Origin of the sequence: Streptomyces sp. NBC_00287 (assembly GCF_036173105.1) — a bacterium.
Taxonomy (GTDB): Bacteria; Actinomycetota; Actinomycetes; order Streptomycetales; family Streptomycetaceae; genus Streptomyces.
In genome coordinates this window covers 9,012,174-9,029,706 of sequence record NZ_CP108053.1, presented here as the reverse complement: position 1 = coordinate 9,029,706, position 17,533 = coordinate 9,012,174, and the positions used below count along the sequence as shown (strand labels likewise).

Below are 17,533 nucleotides of genomic sequence, written 5' to 3'. Positions count from 1 at the left end.
CCGCGGCCTCAGACCAGTCCGGCTTCCTGGAGCATGGCCAGTGTCTCCTTCAGCGAGTCGAGCTCACCGAGGTTGATCTCGGGTGCCTCCAGGGAGTCGAGTGCGGGCAGGCCCTCGGCCGGTGCGACGCCGGCGGCCAGCGGGTACTCCTTGGTCTCCTCGGCGAAGTAGGTCTGCGCCTGTTCGCCGAGCAGGAAGTCGGCGGCCCGCTGCGCGTAGTCGGCCTCCTTGGTGTCGGCGCCCTTGAGCAGGCCCACACCGGCGACGTTGACCAGACCGCCCGGGTCGCCGCCGGGCAGGAAGTGGAGCTTGGCGGTGAGCTTGTCCTCGCCTTCCTCGGCGGCCTTCTCGTACCAGTAGTAGTGGTTGATCAGGCCCGCGGAGACTTCGCCGGAGTCCACGGCCTCCAGGATGTCGGTGTTGCTCTCGTACGTCTTCGGGGAGTTGGCCTTGAAGCCCTTGAGCCACTCGAGGGTGGCGTCGTCGCCCTCGAGGACGCGCATGCCGGTGACGAACGCCTGGAAGGAGGCGTTGTTCGGCGCGAACCCGACCTTCCCCTTCCACTCCGGCCCGGTCAGTTCGTGCACGCTGTCCGGCGGGGTGCCGGCCTTGCCCGGGTGGTACGCGAGGACACGGACGCGGCCCGAGACGCCGACCCAGTCGCCCTCGCCGCCGCGGTAGGCCTCTTCGACCTTGTCGAGCGTCGGCTGCGGAAGGGGGGTCAGGACTCCCTCCTTCGACAGGGCACCGAGGGCGCCGGCGTCCTGCGAGAAGAACAGGCCCGCCTCGGTCTTGTCGCCCTCCTCCAGGATCTGGGCGGCGAGCTCGGCGCTGTCGCCATAGCGCACCTCGACGTTCGCGTCGAGCTCCTTCTCCAGTTTCTCCAGCAGCGGTTCGACCAGGTCCTCGTTGCGGCCGGAGTAGATGACCAGGTCGGCCGGCTCGTCGCTGCACGCCGCGAGGGCCGGGGCGAGCAGCCCGAGGGCGAGAGCGGGCAGGGCGAGACGTCTGACCGAGGAGCGTCGCATGGTGAGGCCTTCCTGACAGTGGCTCACTTCCGGTGCCGGGCAACGCGCCGTGGGGACGGCGAAGGGGAGCGAGCGCGGGAGCGGTGCCGAGGAGAATGCTGTGAATGAGCCATGAATAAGGTAAAGCTAACCTCACCGTCAAGAACGGCTTGATAACGGGCGTTGCTCAACTTGCGATGCGCGCATCTGTGCGCCCGCCGTGCGACCGCCGTGACCTTCCTGTGCCTTTCCTTTGAGGTTAGGCAAACCTAATATGCGCCTGTGCTCAACCCCTCCGACCTGCTGTCCGGCAGACCCGGCGTCCGCTCGCCGCTGTTCGCCGAACACCTCGCCACGCACGGCGACCGTCCGGCCCTACTGACCGCGGACGGCGAACTGTCGTACCGCCGACTGGCCGAAATGGTCACCCGGACCGCCACCCGCCTGGGCGCTGACCGGCGCCTGGTGCTCCTGACCGGCGCCCACACCACGGACGTCCTGGTCACCTACCTCGCCGCGCTCGCCGCCGGTCACCCGGTCCTGCTGGTCCCCGGCGACAACCCCGAGGCCGTACGGTCGCTGACCGCCGCCTACGACCCCGACATCGTGGTGACCACCGATGCCGCGGGCCGGCTGCGGATGGACGAGCGACGGCCGGTCTCCGTACACGAACTCCACCCGGACCTCGCCCTGCTGCTGAGCACGTCCGGCTCCACCGGATCCCCCAAACTGGTCCGGCTGTCCTACGCCAACCTCCAGGCCAACGCCGAATCCATCGCCACCTACCTGGACATCCGCGAGACCGACCGCGCCGCCACCACCCTCCCCCTGCACTACTGCTACGGCCTGTCCGTCATCAACAGCCACCTCCTGCGCGGCGCCGCACTGATCCTCACCGACCTCTCCGTCGCCGACGACGGCTTCTGGGACCTCTTCCGCGCCGCCCGCGCCACGACCTTCGCCGCGGTCCCTTACACCTTCGATCTGCTCGACCGCATCGGCTTCGCCGACCTGCCCCTCCCCCACCTGCGCTACATCACCCAGGCAGGCGGCCGCCTCGCACCCGACCGAGTGCGCCGCTACGCCGAGCTGGGCCGACGCGACGGCTGGGACCTCTATGTGATGTACGGCCAGACCGAGGCCACCGCCCGCATGGCCTACCTGCCACCGCACCTGGCCTCGACCCACCCCTCCGCGATCGGCATCCCGATACCCGGCGGCTCCTTCCACCTGGAACCCCACCCCGAGTGGCCTGCCGACTCCACCGGCGAGCTGGTGTACTCGGGCCCCAACGTCATGCTCGGCTACGCGGAGCACCCGAGCGACCTGGCCCTGGGCCGCACCACCCATGACCTGCACACCGGCGACATCGCCCGGCGCACGCCGGACGGGCTGTACGAAATCGTCGGCCGCAGCAGCCGGTTCGCGAAGATCCTCGGATTGCGGATCGATCCGGAGCGGGTGGAGACACTGCTGCTGCGGCACGGATTCCGTGCGATGTGCGCGGGGCGCGACGACGAACTCGTGGTGGCCGTATCGGGCGACGGGAGCACGGCTCCCGAGGCGGTACGGCGCATGGTGACCAGTGAGTGCGGGCTTCCGGCGCGGGCGGTCGCGGTCCATGTCCTGCCGGAACTGCCCAGGCTGGCCACCGGAAAGCCGGACTACGAGACGGTGCGGAAACTGGCCGGCGGCTCACCACCGTCCGAACCGCCATCGAACCTCTGCCAGTTGTACGCCCGAATACTGGACCGACCCGACGTCACCGAGGACAGCAGCTTCGTGTCGCTCGGCGGCGATTCACTGTCGTACGTCGAAATGTCGCTGAACCTGGAACAGGTGCTCGGCCATCTGCCGCCCGACTGGCACACGCGCCCCATCCGCGAACTGCGCCGCCCCGCACAGCCCTTGAAGACCTCGCGCAGACGCACGCTGGAGACGGGCATCGCGTTGCGCGCCGCGGCCATCGTCCTGATCGTCGGCTCGCACATCCATGTCGTCTACGTCAAAGGCGGCGCCCATCTGCTGCTGGCGGTCGCGGGGTACAACCTCGCGCGCTTCCACCTCACCCCGTCCGCCGAGCGCCGCGAACGCGTCCGGCACGGGCTGCGGAGCATCGCGCGGATCGTGCTGCCCAGCCTGGCCTGGATCGCCGTGCTCCTTCCGCTCACCGACGACTACGGCCTGACGAACCTTTTCCTGCTGCACAGCGTCCTCGGGCCGCACGACAGCGATACGGCCATGCACTTCTGGTTCATCGAGGCGCTGACGTACATCCTGCTGGCTGCCGTGGCCTTGCTCGGCCTGCGGTTCGTGGACCGCGCCGAGAGGCGTTTCCCGTTCGCCCTGCCCATGTCGATCGTGGCGCTGGGGCTCATCACGCGTTACGACCTTCTCGGGCTGCGCGATCGCATGCACATCCCGTCGGCGGTCGTGATCTTCTGGCTGTTCGCGTTGGGGTGGGCGGCGGCGAAGGCGGACGGCACGCGTCAGCGGGTGCTGGTGACTGTGGTCGCGGTGGCGACGATTCCGGGGTTCTTTCCCGGTGAGCCGTTCCGGGACGCGGTGATCGCGGGCGGGTTCGTACTGCTGGTGTGGGTGCGGAGTCTGCCGAGCGTGGGGGTGGTCAACAAAGTGGCGGGTGTGCTGGCCGGCAGCTCGCTGTACATCTATCTGACGCACTGGCAGATCTATCCACTGATCGACGACTTCTCGGGCTGGCTGGCGCTGATTGCCGCGCTTCTGTTCGGGATCGGATATGCGGCGGTGGCCAATCGGGGGATGCGGTGGATGTCGGGGGTGTGGGCGGAACGGCGGCGGGGGGCTGTTCGGGAGGGATCCGCACAGCGGGCTCGGGGGCTGTAGGCCGTCCGGCGCAAGGCCGAATGCGGGCGTTCGCTACCGTGTCGGTCCATGACCGTCCTGATCATCGGCGGCAGTGGGTTCCTCGGCACGGAACTGGTCCGCCGGGCCACCGAGATGGGGCATGAGACAGCAGCGACGTTCGCCTCGCGACCCGGCGCAGTTCCGCAGGCCGCCTGGCATCCGTTGGACGTAAGGGACCCTGCTCGGGTCGCACGAGTGATCGCCGACGTGACACCGTCTGTGGTGATCAACGCATCGAGCGGCGGGGCCAACTGGGCCGCCACCGCCGACGGCGCGGTCCGTGTGGCGCTGGCCGCGGCCGAGCAAGGTTGCCGCCTGGTGCATGTCTCCAGTGACGCGGTGTTCTCCGGTGCGGACATTCACTACGACGAGAGCTGTCTGCCCGATCCAGTCACGCCGTACGGCGCCGCGAAGGCGGCCGCCGAAACGGCGGTGCGGCTCCTGGTACCGGGCGCGGTCGTCGCCCGCACCTCCCTGATCGTCGGACACCGCCGGTCCGTCCACGAGCGCATGGTGCATGCTCTGGCGGCCGGTACCCGTGAAGGGGTCTTGTTCACCGACGACATCCGCTGTCCGGTACACGTCGCCGACCTCTCAACTGCCTTGTGGGAGCTCGCACTGTCCGACGCGGCCGGGGTCTTCCACCTCGGCGGCGCGGACGCCGTGAGCCGCCATGAACTCGGTGTGCTCATCGCCCGGCGGGACGGACTCGACAGCGAGCTGCTGCCCACCGGGCGCCGAGCCGACACCCCGCTGCCCGGGGGCCTGGAGGTGCGCCTGGACAGTCGCGCAACGCAGGATCGGCTACGTACGAGGCTGCGTGGGGCACGCGAGTTTCTTTGCGGAGGCGGAGGCGGAGGCGGCGGCGGGGCGCTCTGCACCGGCCTCGATCAATGGCTGTGACAGGTGCGCGGACCACCGGCATCATGGATGCCATGGACACCTCCAGCACCTCGTGGATCACCGTCGCTGCCTACGAGAACCTGCCGGGCTGCCTCCACCCGATGGCCGCGGTCCGCGCTTGACTGCGTGATCGGGGCGTCGACTGGATGCCCTTCCGGCCGGACGAGATCCAGTGGGGTCTGGCCTGTGGCGTCGGGCCTGAAGGCCACTGGCGGGGCTGGTTCGACGTCAGTGTCCGGGGCGACGCGCTGCGGCGGCTCGGGCTCCATCCCGATCAGCCCGCCTCCAAGGTCGTAGGTCCGTCGCCGCCCGGCTGGTGGCATGCCGCGGCTGAACGCAACGCTCGGACAAACAGTGGGCCGGTCTCGGCCTCTCCATTCTGACCGGCGCCGCCGAGCTGTCACAGATCCGGCTGCTGTCCTGTCCTTCTGATGTGCGGTGTGACGCACCGGGTCCGGCGGGTGTCGTCGGGGTCCGTTGAGCGCGAATCAGGTGACGGAGACAGTGATGAAGATCGTGGTTATCGGCGGTACGGGACGTATCGGGTCCCAGGTGGTTGCGTTGCTGCGGGCAAACGGGCACGAGGTCGTGCCTGCCGCTCCCTCCACCGGCGTGGACACACTCACCGGCGAGGGGCTGGCCGAGGCGCTCAAGGGCGCGGACGTGGTCGTGGACGTGTCGAACTCGCCGTCCTTCGACCCCGAGCCCGCGCTGGACTTCTTCACCCGCTCGGCGCGGAATCTGTTCGCGGCCGAGAAGGAGGCAGGGGTCCGCCACCACGTCGGGCTCTCCATCGTCGGCGTCGACCAGGTGCCCGACTACGGCTACTACCGGGCCAAGGTCGCCCAGGAGGACGCCGTGCGCGGCAGCGGCGTGCCGTACAGCATCGTGCGCGCCACCCAGTTCTTCGAGTTCATCGCTCCGGTGATGGACATGTCCACCGAGGGGAGCGAGGTACGCCTGACCTCCACGCGTCTGCGTCCCATCGCCTCCGCGGATGTCGCCGCCGCGGTCGCGGGGGCGGCTCAGGGCGAGCCGTCCAACGGCATCCGCAATATCGCGGGGCCCGAGGTGTACGGGCTGGACCGGCTCGGTGAGATCACCCTGGCGGCGAAGCCGGACGGCCGTACCGTCGTCACGGACGAGTCCGCCGGCCTCTTCGCGGGCATGCCGGATGTGCTGGCCGGCGACGACACCGTGCAGGTCGCGGCCACCCGCTACGAGGACTGGCTCCAGCGGAACTGACCGCTACGGCCGCCCGGTGAGCCTGCGCGCGGACCGTTCGTACGCGCGCAGCTTCTCCGGCGTGATGACCCAGTAGAGACCGTCGATGCCGTCCGGTCCCGGCGTGATGCTCACGAGGGCCACCGTCGCCCCGTCCTGGGTGAGCCGCAGGCTGGGCCGGCCGTTGGCCTCGACCACGCCGTACTCGGCGCCGGGGAAGAACTTCTGGGCGAAGGCGGTGACCCTGGCCGCGCGCTCGGCGCCGACGATCGCCAGCCGGGCCACACCGCGCAGGCCGTTGCCGTCGGCGTAGGTGACGACGTCGGCCGACAGCACGCTTTCGAGCGCGCCGACGTCACCGTCCCGCGCGGCGGCGACGAAGGCCTCGAGGAGGCGCCGGTGCTGTGCCGTGTCGACGGGTGCACGGCGCTCGGCTGCCAGCCGCTTGCGGGCCCGGCTGACGATCTGCCGTGTATTGGCCTGGGTCAGCTGCAGGATGCCCGCGATCTCTTCGTACGCGTAGTCGAACGCCTCCCGCAGCACATAGGCCGCCCGCTCCACCGGGTTCAGCTTCTCCAGGACCAGCAGCACCGCCAGCTCCAGCGCCTCGCCGCGCTCCGCCCCGACCTGCGGATCCACGCTCGTGTCCACCGGCTCCGGCAGCCAGGGCCCGACGTACGCCTCGCGGCGGACGCGCGCCGACTGAGCCACGTTGATCGCCACACGTGTGGTGGTCTTCGCCAGGAACGCCCCGGCATCCAGCACCGCCCCGCGCTCCACGCCCTGCCAGCGCACCCACACGTCCTGCACCACGTCCTCGGCCTCGGCGACGCTGCCCAGGATGCGGTAGGCGATACCGAACAGCCGCGGCCGCAGCCGCTCGAACGCGTCCGCCGCTTCGCTGAGCGAGTCGCCGGTGAGCGGTTGCGGCTCGTCCATGGTGCCGATGCCTCCGGAGGTCGACGGTGGGGCGATGGTGGCCACAGTACGGCCGTGGGCGCGGCTATTTGTGATCGCGCAGGAAGGCGTTAACGCCGTGCTGCGCGGCTGGGCGACCCCCGAAGTGTTCCGCGGCCTTCGCCAGGCCGAACTCGCCCCCCGAGGGGTCAGCGCAGCGGCCCCGGCTGCGCTTTCGGTGTCGCCGTGGCCAGACGGGCGCGGGCGGCGGCGTGGATCGGGGACGGGCCGCGAGCCCACTCCAGCCCACGGCCGACCGCGGTGGCGAGCGGCCGGTCCCACGCGACGCGCACCAGGGCGGGACGCCGGATGCCGAGTTCGGCCCTCGCCCAGCTCGGCAGCAGTCCCAGCGAGGCGTTCATCAACAGCCGCGCGACCAGCCGTTCCCGCCGGTTGCGACCGAAGCCGCGCAGGAACCGCATGGCCTCCAACGCGGCCGGGGTGACGTGGAGTTCGGGCCGCATGCGAGCCAGATAGCGCGTGACCTCGCGTGCCGTGCGCGGCACCTCCCTCGCACCCAGCGCCTCGGCGACGGGGGCGACCTGCATGTAGTAGGTGTCGCATTCGGCCCGGGTGAGACGGGACTTGCGCGGCGCGTGGACCTGGTAACCCGTCACGAAGCTGTACACCTCGGCGGTGTGCACCCAGGTCAGCAGCTCCGGGTCGTCCGCGCGGTACGGCCGCCCGTCCGGCGCCGTCCCCTGGACGTGCGTATGGATCCGCCGTACGACGTCGATCACCTCCCGCGCCGACTGCTGCGAGCCAAAGGTGGTTGTGGTGATGAACCGTGCGGTGCGGGTGAGGCGGCCGACGGGGTCGGTACGGAAGTCGGAGTGCTGGTCGACGCCGGCCATCGCCAGCGGGTGCAGGGACTGGAGCATGAGCGCCGCGAAGCCGCCGGTGAGCATGCCGGTCGGATGGCCGTGCACCCGCCAGGCCGGGCTGTCCGGGGCGATGCCGAAGAGTCCGGGATCACCGGGCGGCCCCGCATAGCGCTCCAGCTTGAGGTCGCCGCCGTGCACGGTTGCCTTGAGCTCGTCGGTGATCCGGTCCCGTATGCCCATCAGTGCCTCCGCGCATTCACGACGACACATGAAATATACATCCGTCTATTTGCCCGTCGGCCGGAGCCCCTCACACCGACGAGAGGTCGATCGCCCGGTCCACGTCCTGCGGTCGCAGCACCCGCAGGATGCCCTCCAGCAGGTAGTAGTCGGCGTACGGCAGGGAGATCTCGACCCCGTCCTCGGCCGGGCGGTGGCGGGTGCAGCGGGCTACGACCGCCTCGGCCCGGGTGGAGTTCTGCGTCAGGCAGGTCTGGGACAGGGCGGTGAGGATACGGAGTGCCGCTGTGCGGTATTCCGGTCTGCCGGTTGCCGTGGACAGGTCGAGCAGGCCGCAGGCCATGATGGCTCCGGCCGAGGCGTCCTTGATGTCGTGCGGTTGTTGCGGAGCGCGGTAGTCCCAGACGGGGACGTGGTCCGCGGTCAGGGCGCCGAGTGCGTAGTCGGCCAGTTTGCGCGCCGTGTTCAGGAACTCCTTGTCTCCGGTACGGCGGTAGATGGTGGTGAAGCCGTACAGGCCCCATGCCTGTCCGCGGGCCCAGCACGAGGTGGCGCTGTATCCCTGGACGGTGCCCGGGCCGAGCGGTGCTCCGGTCGCCGGGTCGAAGTCGTAGACGTGCGGGGTCGATCCGTCGGGGCGTGGGAACACTCGTTGGGCTGTCTTCGCGTGTTCGACGGCGATGTCGAGGTACTGCGTGTCACCGGTCTGCCGGCTCGCGAAGGCCAGCAGGTCGAGGTTCATCATCGTGTCGATGATGACGCGGCCCGCGTTGTTCGGGTCGCTCAGCGCTCCCCATGCCCTGATGAAGCGGCCGCGCGGGTTGTAGCGCTTGATCAGCGAGTCGGCCGCCTTCAGGGCTCCGGTTCGCCAGGTGTCGTCGCCGGTCAGACGCCAGGCCGTGACCCATGAGGGGTAGAAGAGGAAACCCAGGTCGTGGGTGGTGGTGTCGCTCTGACGGGGCGCCAGCTTTCTCGCCGATTCGATGGCCCGCGCTCTCAGGGCGTCGTCGCCGCTGTGGAGCCAGGCCATCCAGAGCGTGCCCGGCCAGAATCCGCCTACCCAGTCGCCGTTCTGGGAGTAGACCCACTTCTCGAACCTGGTGCCGACGGGAAGGCGGTCACACGCGGTGAGACGGCGCTGATCTTCTCGACGGCGTAGTCGGCCGCGTCCCGCAAGATGCGCGCTATGGAAGCCGGGGGCTGTCCGGGCAGTGCCTGCGCGTTCTGTGCCGAGGTGGCGCCAAGGGCCGCGGCACCCGCCGCAGTTGCCAGCACGGTTCGCCGGGAAACAGTCACAGATCGTCCGCCTCTCCAACTTCACAGTCAGGTCCGGGAGTTGAGGAGTCTGGCACAGCCGCCCACCCGTTGAACACCTACGTGAGCAATGTTCATGGACATGAACGAGCTAGGCGTCCGGGTGCAGGGCGTCGAGGATGAGGGCGAGGCCGTAGGTGAACTCGTCGGCGTAGTCGTAGCCGGGCTTGAGGACATGCTCGGTGGCCAGTTCGGTGAGGTGCGGGTAGGCGTCGGCGGGCATCTCGGCCAGGATGGCGCCCGCCACCTCGTCCAGTTCCGCCTCGCCCTTGAACGGCAGGCTGAGCTCCTGGAGCACGAAGCCGTACAGGTAGCTGTCGATCAGCGAGACCGCGTGTGCCGTCATCGGGACGGAGAAGCCTCCGGCGCGCAGCGCTCCGATCACAGCGTCGTGGTGGCGCAGGGTCGCGGGGCCGGGCTGGGAGCGGGAGTCCATCAGGCCGATGGCCCAGGGGTGGCGCTTGAGGGCGGCACGGGCGGAGAGGGCGCGGTCACGCATGGCGCTCTTCCAGTCCGCGTCACCCGGCGGCAGCTCGATCTCGGCGAACACGGCGTCCACCATGCCGTCGAGGATGTCCTCCCGGCCCTTCACATGGTGGTAGAGCGACATCGCCTCGACGCCCAGGGGTTCGGCGATGGCCCGCATGGTGAGCGCGGCGGAGCCTTTCTCGTCGGCCACCGCCACGGCCGTACGGATCACGCGCTCACGGCTGAGCGGGACGCGCCGACTCTTGCCATCCCCGGTCATTCACCACTCCCTCATTGACTGCCTTACACCATAAGGCTAGCGTGCCTTACAACATAAGGTCAGCATGCCGGCGAAGGGGCTGCGCCATGAGCACGGATCGGATCAAGAGGGTCTGCATCGTCGGAGCCTCGGGGAAGCTCGGGCAGTACATGGTCGGGCACGCGCTGGAGCGCGGCTATGAGGTGGTCGGCGTGTGCCGGGAGCGCAGTGTGCCGAAGCTGGCCGCGTTCGAGGGGCGGATGACCGTCGTGCCCGGGCCCACGAACGACCCGGAGGTGATCCGGAAGGCGGTCGCCGGGTGCGACGGAGTGCTGACGGTGTTGGCGCCCTGGGGTGTGCAGCAGTATTCGTCCGGTACGGCGCAGGCGGTGCTCGACCACGCACGGCCGGGCGCGCGCCTGATCTTCTCCTGCGGCTGGCACATCACGCGCGACGGCAAGGACAAGTACTCACGGTTGTTCACCCTGGGTGTCCGGGTCGCCGCCGTGCTGGCCAAGCTGGTCCGCGCGGTCGAGATCGACGATCAGGTCGAGGCCTGCCGTCGGATCTTCGCCAGTGACACCCGGTGGACCGTGGTGCGCGGCAGTTCCCTGGAGGAGGGCGAGAGCCAGGGCCTGCCCGTGTGGAGCCGGCACGTGGGCGACCCGGTGCTGGCCAGCAATCTCACCCGCCGGGTGGACTTCGCGCTGTTCATGGTCGAGGCCCTGACCGACGACACGCTCGTCCAGGAGGCCCCGGCGATCGTCGGCTGCCGGACGCCGAGCGCTCTGGCCCATGCATAGCGGGCACGGGGCGGGGCACCGGTTGCCCGGTGCCCCGTCTCAGGTGCCGCTCAGTCCTCCCCGGGCAGTTCGCCCGCAAAGGCCGCCGCCATCCGCAGCCACGGCGCCGCCTCGTCGCGGCGACCCTGGCGTTCCAGCGTGCGGCCCAGCATCAGGTGGGCGTAGTGCTCGACCGGGTCGCGGTCGATGATCCGGCGCAACTGCTCCTCGGCGCGGCTCAGTTGGGCCGAGTGGTAGTAGGCGCGGGCCAGCAGCAGACGGGGGCCGGTCTGCTCCGGGGCCTCCTCGACGACGTCGGTGAGGAGGCGGGCGGCGCCGATGTAGTCCTTGGCCCCGAAGAGGAGTTGGGCCCTCTCCCAGCGCTCGAGGACGGTCTCCTCGTGCGGGACGCCGGCGCCGTTGTCGAACAGGTGCAGGGCGCTGGCCCAGCGGTCGGGGGCGACTCCGTCGTGCGCCGTGTAGTCGTTGAAGCTCTCCGTCGTCATTCCTCAGTCCTCCTCAGTCCTCGTTAGTCCTCGTTTGCGATCGCGGCGAGCAGCGACGCGTGGGTGGGGGCGTCGGGCACCTGGGCCGGCCTGTTGTCGGCGAACTCCTTGCGCAGCACGGGGACCACCTCCTCGCCCAGCAGGTCGATCTGCTCCAGCACGGTCTTCAGCGGGACTCCCCCGCCGTCCACCACGAACAACTGCCGCTGGTAGTCGCCGAAGTGCTCACGGAAGGTGAGCGTCTTCTCGATGACCTGCTGCGGGGTGCCGACGGTCAGCGGGGTCTGCTCCATGTACTCCTCCATGGAGATCCCACCGCCCATCACCGGTGAGTGGTCGAAGAACGGGCGGAACTCGCGGATGGCGTCCTGGGAGTTGCGGCGCATGTAGACATGCCCGCCGAGTCCGACGATCGCCTGCTCGGCGGTGCCGTGGCCGTAGTGCGCGTACCGCTCCCGGTACAGCTCGATCAGCTGCTTGGTGTGCTCCTTCGGCCAGAAGATGTTGTTGTGGAAGAAGCCGTCGCCGTAGTACGCGGCCTGCTCGGCGATCTCCGGGGACCGGATGGAACCGTGCCAGACGAAGGGCGGTACGCCGTCCAGCGGCCGCGGCGTGGAGGTGAAGCCCTGCAGCGGGGTACGGAACTTCCCCTCCCAGTTCACGACGTCCTCGCGCCACAGCCGGTGCAGCAGCGCGTAGTTCTCGATGGCGAGGCTGATGCCGTCGCGGATGTCCTTGCCGAACCACGGATAGACCGGGCCGGTGTTGCCGCGGCCCATCATCAGGTCCACCCGGCCATCGGCCAGGTGCTGGAGCATCGCGAAGTCCTCGGCGATCTTCACCGGGTCGTTGGTGGTGATCAGCGTGGTCGAGGTGGACAGGATGATGCGTTCGGTGCGCGCGGCTATCCAGCCCAGCATCGTGGTCGGGGACGACGGCACGAACGGCTTGTTGTGGTGCTCCCCGGTCGCGAAGACATCCAGGCCGACCTCTTCGGCCTTCTGCGCGATGGCCACCATCGCCTTGATCCGCTCGTGCTCCGTGGGCGTGCGGCCCGTGGTCGGGTCGGTGGCGACGTCGCCGACGGTGAAGATGCCGAACTGCATCGTGATCAGCCTTTCCATGAGGTTGATACATCAACCATATGGCCGTAACGCGGGCCCGGTCTCCGCTATTCCAGCGGTACGCCTGTCAGGGACGGGGGTCTTCGTCCAGCTGTGCGACGACTCGCTCGGAGATCTGGGCCAGCGTCCTGAGTTCCGCCGGGGTGACATGGTCGAGGAACAGGGAGCGCACCGCTTCGACGTGGAGCGGGGCGGCCGCTTCGATCGCCTGCCGGCCGGCCGGCGTGATCACCACGAACGCGCCGCGCCCGTCCTCGGGACACTCCTCGCGCGTCACCAGCCCGCGCTTGGTCATCCGGGCGATGTGATGCGACATCCGGCTCTTCTCCCACTCGAGCGCCTGGGAAAGATCCAGAAACCGCTGTCGCCCCTCGGGTACGTCGGTCAGTTGGACCAGCACCTGGAAGTCGGCGGCCGACAGCTTCGACTCCGACTGCATCCGGCGCGCCAGCCGGCCGCCGAGCCTCTCCTGCAGCCGCACGAAGCACCGCCAGGCGTGCTGCTCCTCCGCCGTCAGCCAACGCACCGTCTCAGTCATGCCGAAAGTGTAGCCGTTAGTTGATCCATCATCTAAGGTCTGCGGTCGGGGGCGTCAGCCCAGAGGTCGACATACTCCCTGCCAGGCCCTCAGTGATGCCGCGCACATACCCGCAGAGGGCACGCGGGCGCGTGTTAGCGTCCCGGCCGTGACTTCCCCGGCTCTGGGCGCATCGGCACCCGATATCACTGCGCTCGACCTGTTCGGCGACGACTTCACTCACGATCCGTACCCGTGGCTGGAGGCGTTGCGCGACCAGGCGCCGGTGCATTTCGATCCCAATTCCGGGCTGTGGTTGGTCAGCCGCTATCGGGACGTACGCCAGGTGCTGCTCAGCCCGGACGACTACCTGCCGGACAACGCCCAGCACGCGGTCACCCCGCTGCCGTTCGGCGTGCTCCGGGTGCTCGCGCGGGCGGGCTTCAACCTCCCGCCCGCCCTGGCCAACAACGGCACCGACAGCCACCCCGGACTGCGGCGGGTGGTCACCCGGTTCTTCAACGCCCAGCGCGTGGCCGCCGCCGTACCGGTGATCGAGCGGCTCGCCGACGAGCTGCTGGACGAGGTGCACGCCTCGGGCAGCCGCGATCTGTTCACGTCCTTCGCCCAGGTTCTGCCGTGCCGGGTACTCATGGACCTGCTCGGCATCGAGGGTGTCCCGACGGCGACGCTGATCCGTTGGAGCGATGCCTCTCTGGAGCTGTTCTGGGGTCGGCCCGGGCCGGAGCGTCAGCTCGAACTGGCGGAGCTGGTGGGCGAGTTCCACCGGTGGCTGACCGAGACGGTGGCGGGCGGGAAGGCCCGGCCCGGCTCCTTCGTGGCTGCCCTGACCGACCACCGCACACCCGACGGCGAACGGCTCGACGTGGAGACCGCCGTCGCCGCCTGCTTCTTCGTCTTCATCGCCGGCCAGTCCACCACCGGCCAGCTCATCGCCACCGTGCTGCGCCATGCACTGGCCGAGCCCGGAATGTGGTCCCGCGTCGCGTCCGAGGACGGCCTCGCGGGGGCCTGGGTGGAGGAGGTGCTCCGGCGTGAGCCACCGGTGACCACGTGGCGCCGTATCACCGCGCGCCCGGTCGCACTGGGCGGCGTGGACCTGCCGGAAGGTGCACACCTGCTCCTGATGCTCCTGGGCAGCGGATCGGACCCGGAGGTCTTCGATTCCCCGGAGCGCATGTGCCCGCACCGGCCGAACATCCGCCGGCACCTGGCCTTCGGCGTCGGCCGCCACCGCTGCCCGGGCGCCTCCCTCGCCCGTACGGAGGCGGCGGTGGCCCTCGAAGCGGCGGCCCGCCGTCTGCCGGGGGTACGGCTGATGACGGCGTCGGACGATCCGATGCTCGGCCTGCTCTCCTTCCGGGCGCCGCTGCGGGTGAGCGTGGAATCGACCTAGGTCAATGAGCGTCGCCCTCATCTCTGAGAACTTCACGGAACAAGCGCGTCCGCGAACCCCTCGAGCACCTCGGCGACGCCGTCCTCGTCATTGGATGAAGTGCGGTGACGTGCGGCGTTCAGGACGTCCGGGTGGGCATTGGCCATGGCGTAGGAGTGGCCCACCGCGGTGAGCATGGGCAGGTCGTTGGGCATGTCGCCGAACGCGGCGATCTCGTGGCCGCGGATGCCGAGTCGGGCGCTCCAGTCGATCAGGGTGGTCGCCTTGGTGACGCCGGGTGCGCTGAACTCCACGAGGGACAGTCCGGTGGAGTGGGTGGTCTCGGCGCCCGGGCCCGCGGCGCGCAGTGCCTGCTCGTAGAAGTCGTCGAGCGGGAGTGTCGGGTGGTGGGCGAGGATCTTCAGCAGCGGCCTGGCCGGGGTACGGGACACCAACGCCTCGGCCGTGGCAACGAGTTCGACGGCACCGTCGCCGAACGACCAGGTCGGGTAGGCCGGTTCGTGGCCGAAGTCCCGGTCGTACTCGACGGAGAAGGCGACACCGGGGACCGCGGCGCGTACGCGGGCCACGAGCTGGGTGGCCGCGAGGGGCGGGATCGGTGACACGTGGGCCAGCGATCCGTCGGGGGCGTGAACGGCGGCGCCGTTGGCGGCGATGACGTAGTGCGGGCCGATGGTCTCCAGCAGCGCAGGGACCGATCGTGACGGGCGGCCCGTGACCAGCACGACGCGGATTCCGGCCTGTTCCACCACCGCCAGGGCGGCCCGCGTGCGTGGCGACAAGGTGCCGTCACTGCGCAGCAGGGTGCCGTCCAGGTCCGTGGCGATCAGTCTGGGTGGGGGAATGCGGGATGCGGGCATGGTTGATGCGTCATCTTGCTTCATGGCTGCTCAACCGCGGTGGGCCCGTGATCATTCCCCGGCCGCGCGTCACGGGCTGAGGGCTGACCGGCCCACCCCGTGGCCGCCACCACCTCCCGAGCGATGTCCACCACGAGCCGCCCGTCCGTCGCCACCCGCACGGTCTCCGCCGGCGCCCGCGCGTCCAGCATCCGTGCCTTGCGCAGGCTCCCCGCCAGTTCGTGATCCAGTTCCGAGCCGAGCTCACGGCCCACCAAGCGCGCTCGGGCCGTGGTGTCGGAGGCGGTGAGCAGGACACGGGTGATGCGCACCCCAGCCCCGAGCGCACGTTCGAACATGCCCGTCGCCTCGGGCAGCACGCTCACGGTGTTGGTATAGATGAGGCGTCGACAGCCGCGTCGGGCGAAGTTGGCCCATACGGCGGTCAGGTTGCTCTCGGTGATCCGCTCGCGGTGCGGGTCGTCGTCCGGGGCCGGGTGGATCTGGCCCATGAAGTCGCCCTCGATGACGGCGTGAGCGATAGCCGCGGCGCGCAGTTGCGCGGAGACCTCCCACCCGACCGTTGTCTTGCCGACACCGGCCCGCCCGCCGATCAGTAGTACCTCTGCGTGTTCCATGGGGGCAGCGTGCCGGTGTGCGGGCCTCGCACGCTATCCGATATCGCCCTCGCCACGCCCCGTGCGAAGGAGGGGCCCCGGCACCCGAGAGGGGGGAAGCGGGTGCCGGGGCCCCGGCCGTCACACGTCGCGGTGCAGCAGGTACAGCAGCGCTGCCCACATCGCACGGGCGCTCAGCGCGGCGATGACCCGCTTGGCCATGTCCGCACAGAGTGCCGTCGTCCTGGTCGACTTGTCGTCGGCCATGATCTTTCACCTCCCATCCGGTTCGCCCCCGCTCGTGCAGTCGCTGTGACCGCACAAGCGGTGGCTCCCCCCATGGGTTCGCTCAAGGCGGATGGATGGAAGCAACTCCGATGGTAGCGAGACCACTTGGGCCGCGTGGCCGATCCGGAGATTGTCAGGGTCGGCTGCCTGTGGATGCCCTGCTCCGGCCGGTCAGGGCAGGAGGCGGCGGACCTCGGTCCAGAGAAGGAGTCGGTCTCGTGTCGGGCCGGGCTGGAGGTGGCTGATGAGCCGTTCCAGGTGGGCGGTCAGGTTCTTGTGGCGCCGTAGCTTCCTGATCTCGTCGATGGGCAGATCACGCCAGTTACGGGCGAGGGACCGGGCCTCGGACGGAGTGAGTGAAAGCGCGCTCAGCGTGTCCGCGGCTAGTGTGATGGGACTCCACTCGGGGTCGGGTCCGAGTGTGTCGATGACCCACATACGGAGCATGAACTCCTGATGGGCCTCACGGCCCCCCGAACCGTCCCCGCTCATCCGCCGGTTCGCCAGCACGGACAGCCACGCCCACTGCCGGCGGACTTCCTCCGGCAGTTCGGCGTCGTAGGCATGTCCCTGGGCGACCACACGGATCACCTCGAGGCGCTCGTCCGGCCAGGCGCTCAGATCGTGCGGCGGGTTCTCTCCATCGATGTCGATGCTCACAGACCTGTCCCCACCCCGCCGAAATTCGTTTCGTGCCCTTCGCCGACCGCCCTACTGTGGCGCGGTGACGACTCAGGTGATCATTCTCAACGGTGGTTCCAGCTCGGGGAAGTCCGGGATCGTACGGTGTCTGCAGGCCGTACTGCCTGATCCGTGGCTGGCGTTCGGGGTCGACTCGTTCGTGGACGCGCTGCCCGCGAAGATGCAGGCGTCGGACGCGGGGATCACCTTCGCCGCGGACGGCGGCGTGAGTGTCGGGGCCGACTTCATGGCGCTGCAGGCCGCCTGGGTGGAGGGCATCGTGGCGATGGCCCGTGCGGGTGCCCGGATCGTCGTAGACGACGTCTTCCTCGGTGGAGGGGAGTCCCAGCGGCGGTGGCAGAAGGCGCTGGCCGGAGTCGAGGTGTTGTGGGTCGGCGTCCGGTGCGAGCGCGTGGTCGCGGCGGGCCGGGAGATCGCGCGGGGCGATCGCACCCCGGGGATGGCCGAGTTGCAGGCGGACGTGGTGCACGAGGGCGTCGTCTACGACCTGGAGATGGACACGACCCACACCGAGTCCCTGGATTGCGCGCGCACGATCGCCGCTCGCTTGAGCTGACCGCCGGCCACCTGACGGCTCGCACCAAGAAACGCTCAACACTTGGCCATGGGCAGTCCACATCCCGCCCACGATTCCGTTGGACGGGCAAGCGTTCGCACAC

19 protein-coding genes are annotated in these 17,533 nt (G+C 69.6%); 7 read left to right on the top strand and 12 right to left on the bottom strand.

Going from position 1 to position 17,533, the window contains the following annotated elements; genetic code table 11:
• Positions 1-8: 8 nt before the first annotated feature.
• The gene (locus OHT76_RS40980) at positions 9-1,028 is read right to left on the bottom strand and encodes an iron ABC transporter substrate-binding protein (protein WP_328875958.1); all 1,020 of its coding nucleotides are present in this window, start codon (positions 1,026-1,028) and stop codon (positions 9-11) included.
• Between the two features lie 261 nt (positions 1,029-1,289).
• On the opposite strand from OHT76_RS40980, the gene OHT76_RS40975 reads away from it, so the two are divergent.
• The 4 genes from OHT76_RS40975 (at position 1,290) to OHT76_RS40960 (ending at position 6,041) form a co-directional block, all read left to right on the top strand.
• Positions 1,290-3,872, top strand: a complete 2,583-nt coding sequence (locus OHT76_RS40975) for an AMP-binding protein (RefSeq protein ID WP_328875957.1) — start codon at positions 1,290-1,292, stop codon at positions 3,870-3,872.
• Between the two features lie 48 nt (positions 3,873-3,920).
• Complete coding sequence (locus OHT76_RS40970; RefSeq protein ID WP_328875956.1) at positions 3,921-4,796, top strand: SDR family oxidoreductase; 876 nt, start codon at positions 3,921-3,923, stop codon at positions 4,794-4,796.
• Between the two features lie 146 nt (positions 4,797-4,942).
• On the top strand, positions 4,943-5,179 hold the full coding sequence (locus OHT76_RS40965) for a hypothetical protein (protein WP_328875955.1): 237 nt from the start codon (positions 4,943-4,945) through the stop codon (positions 5,177-5,179).
• Positions 5,180-5,303: 124 nt separating this feature from the next.
• Entirely contained in the window at positions 5,304-6,041 is a 738-nt protein-coding gene (locus OHT76_RS40960; RefSeq protein WP_328875954.1) for an SDR family oxidoreductase, read from the top strand.
• A gap of 3 nt (positions 6,042-6,044) precedes the next feature.
• Here the strand turns inward: OHT76_RS40960 and OHT76_RS40955 are convergent, their stop codons facing one another.
• The 4 genes from OHT76_RS40955 to OHT76_RS40940 form a co-directional block, all read right to left on the bottom strand.
• On the bottom strand, positions 6,045-6,959 hold the full coding sequence (locus tag OHT76_RS40955; RefSeq protein WP_328876743.1) for a sigma-70 family RNA polymerase sigma factor: 915 nt from the start codon (positions 6,957-6,959) through the stop codon (positions 6,045-6,047).
• 167 nt (positions 6,960-7,126) lie between these two features.
• Complete coding sequence (locus OHT76_RS40950; protein ID WP_328875953.1) at positions 7,127-8,041, bottom strand: oxygenase MpaB family protein; 915 nt, start codon at positions 8,039-8,041, stop codon at positions 7,127-7,129.
• Positions 8,042-8,111: 70 nt separating this feature from the next.
• Positions 8,112-9,071 (bottom strand): glycoside hydrolase family 88 protein, encoded by a 960-nt coding sequence (locus OHT76_RS40945; RefSeq protein WP_328875952.1) that lies wholly within the window; start codon positions 9,069-9,071, stop codon positions 8,112-8,114.
• A gap of 375 nt (positions 9,072-9,446) precedes the next feature.
• The gene (locus tag OHT76_RS40940) at positions 9,447-10,103 is read right to left on the bottom strand and encodes a TetR/AcrR family transcriptional regulator (RefSeq protein ID WP_328875951.1); all 657 of its coding nucleotides are present in this window, start codon (positions 10,101-10,103) and stop codon (positions 9,447-9,449) included.
• 86 nt (positions 10,104-10,189) lie between these two features.
• Between OHT76_RS40940 and OHT76_RS40935 the strand changes: the two genes are divergently transcribed.
• Positions 10,190-10,885, top strand: coding sequence for an NAD(P)-dependent oxidoreductase (locus OHT76_RS40935; RefSeq protein WP_328875950.1), 696 nt, complete (start codon positions 10,190-10,192; stop codon positions 10,883-10,885).
• Positions 10,886-10,935: 50 nt separating this feature from the next.
• Here OHT76_RS40935 and OHT76_RS40930 read toward each other — a convergent pair whose 3' ends face one another.
• From OHT76_RS40930 to OHT76_RS40920, 3 genes are all read right to left on the bottom strand, one after another.
• A complete protein-coding gene (locus OHT76_RS40930) occupies positions 10,936-11,370 on the bottom strand; it encodes a tetratricopeptide repeat protein (protein WP_328875949.1) in 435 nt (144 codons plus the stop codon).
• A 23-nt stretch (positions 11,371-11,393) separates the two neighbouring features.
• The gene (locus OHT76_RS40925; RefSeq protein WP_328876742.1) at positions 11,394-12,476 is read right to left on the bottom strand and encodes an LLM class flavin-dependent oxidoreductase; all 1,083 of its coding nucleotides are present in this window, start codon (positions 12,474-12,476) and stop codon (positions 11,394-11,396) included.
• An 85-nt stretch (positions 12,477-12,561) separates the two neighbouring features.
• Positions 12,562-13,032, bottom strand: coding sequence for a MarR family winged helix-turn-helix transcriptional regulator (locus tag OHT76_RS40920; RefSeq protein WP_328875948.1), 471 nt, complete (start codon positions 13,030-13,032; stop codon positions 12,562-12,564).
• A gap of 148 nt (positions 13,033-13,180) precedes the next feature.
• Between OHT76_RS40920 and OHT76_RS40915 the strand changes: the two genes are divergently transcribed.
• The gene (locus OHT76_RS40915) at positions 13,181-14,428 is read left to right on the top strand and encodes a cytochrome P450 (protein ID WP_328875947.1); all 1,248 of its coding nucleotides are present in this window, start codon (positions 13,181-13,183) and stop codon (positions 14,426-14,428) included.
• Positions 14,429-14,460: 32 nt separating this feature from the next.
• Here the strand turns inward: OHT76_RS40915 and OHT76_RS40910 are convergent, their stop codons facing one another.
• From OHT76_RS40910 to OHT76_RS40895, 4 genes are all read right to left on the bottom strand, one after another.
• Positions 14,461-15,288 carry an HAD family hydrolase gene (locus tag OHT76_RS40910; protein WP_328875946.1) on the bottom strand — a complete coding sequence of 276 codons (828 nt, stop codon included), beginning with the start codon at positions 15,286-15,288 and terminating at the stop codon, positions 14,461-14,463.
• 20 nt (positions 15,289-15,308) lie between these two features.
• A complete protein-coding gene (locus OHT76_RS40905; protein WP_328875945.1) occupies positions 15,309-15,905 on the bottom strand; it encodes an AAA family ATPase in 597 nt (198 codons plus the stop codon).
• 120 nt (positions 15,906-16,025) lie between these two features.
• Positions 16,026-16,151 (bottom strand): hypothetical protein, encoded by a 126-nt coding sequence (locus OHT76_RS40900; RefSeq protein WP_260859870.1) that lies wholly within the window; start codon positions 16,149-16,151, stop codon positions 16,026-16,028.
• 192 nt (positions 16,152-16,343) lie between these two features.
• A complete protein-coding gene (locus tag OHT76_RS40895) occupies positions 16,344-16,832 on the bottom strand; it encodes a hypothetical protein (RefSeq protein WP_328875944.1) in 489 nt (162 codons plus the stop codon).
• 64 nt (positions 16,833-16,896) lie between these two features.
• Here OHT76_RS40895 and cpt point away from each other — a divergent pair, with 64 nt between their 5' ends.
• Positions 16,897-17,430 (top strand): chloramphenicol phosphotransferase CPT, encoded by a 534-nt coding sequence (gene cpt, locus OHT76_RS40890; RefSeq protein ID WP_328875943.1) that lies wholly within the window; start codon positions 16,897-16,899, stop codon positions 17,428-17,430.
• The last annotated feature ends 103 nt before the right edge of the window (positions 17,431-17,533 follow it).

Coding starts and splice junctions, on each gene's coding strand:
- OHT76_RS40945 (WP_328875952.1), bottom strand. CDS start 9,071: ATGGCCTGGCTCCACAGCGGCGACGACGCCCTGAGAGCGCGGGCCATC.
- OHT76_RS40910 (WP_328875946.1), bottom strand. CDS start 15,288: ATGCCCGCATCCCGCATTCCCCCACCCAGACTGATCGCCACGGACCTG.
- OHT76_RS40960 (WP_328875954.1), top strand. CDS start 5,304: ATGAAGATCGTGGTTATCGGCGGTACGGGACGTATCGGGTCCCAGGTG.
- OHT76_RS40950 (WP_328875953.1), bottom strand. CDS start 8,041: ATGGGCATACGGGACCGGATCACCGACGAGCTCAAGGCAACCGTGCAC.
- OHT76_RS40940 (WP_328875951.1), bottom strand. CDS start 10,103: ATGACCGGGGATGGCAAGAGTCGGCGCGTCCCGCTCAGCCGTGAGCGC.
- OHT76_RS40900 (WP_260859870.1), bottom strand. CDS start 16,151: ATGGCCGACGACAAGTCGACCAGGACGACGGCACTCTGTGCGGACATG.
- OHT76_RS40970 (WP_328875956.1), top strand. CDS start 3,921: ATGACCGTCCTGATCATCGGCGGCAGTGGGTTCCTCGGCACGGAACTG.
- OHT76_RS40920 (WP_328875948.1), bottom strand. CDS start 13,032: ATGACTGAGACGGTGCGTTGGCTGACGGCGGAGGAGCAGCACGCCTGG.
- OHT76_RS40980 (WP_328875958.1), bottom strand. CDS start 1,028: ATGCGACGCTCCTCGGTCAGACGTCTCGCCCTGCCCGCTCTCGCCCTC.
- OHT76_RS40965 (WP_328875955.1), top strand. CDS start 4,943: ATGCCCTTCCGGCCGGACGAGATCCAGTGGGGTCTGGCCTGTGGCGTC.
- OHT76_RS40925 (WP_328876742.1), bottom strand. CDS start 12,476: ATGCAGTTCGGCATCTTCACCGTCGGCGACGTCGCCACCGACCCGACC.
- OHT76_RS40905 (WP_328875945.1), bottom strand. CDS start 15,905: ATGGAACACGCAGAGGTACTACTGATCGGCGGGCGGGCCGGTGTCGGC.
- OHT76_RS40955 (WP_328876743.1), bottom strand. CDS start 6,959: ATGGACGAGCCGCAACCGCTCACCGGCGACTCGCTCAGCGAAGCGGCG.
- OHT76_RS40930 (WP_328875949.1), bottom strand. CDS start 11,370: ATGACGACGGAGAGCTTCAACGACTACACGGCGCACGACGGAGTCGCC.
- OHT76_RS40935 (WP_328875950.1), top strand. CDS start 10,190: ATGAGCACGGATCGGATCAAGAGGGTCTGCATCGTCGGAGCCTCGGGG.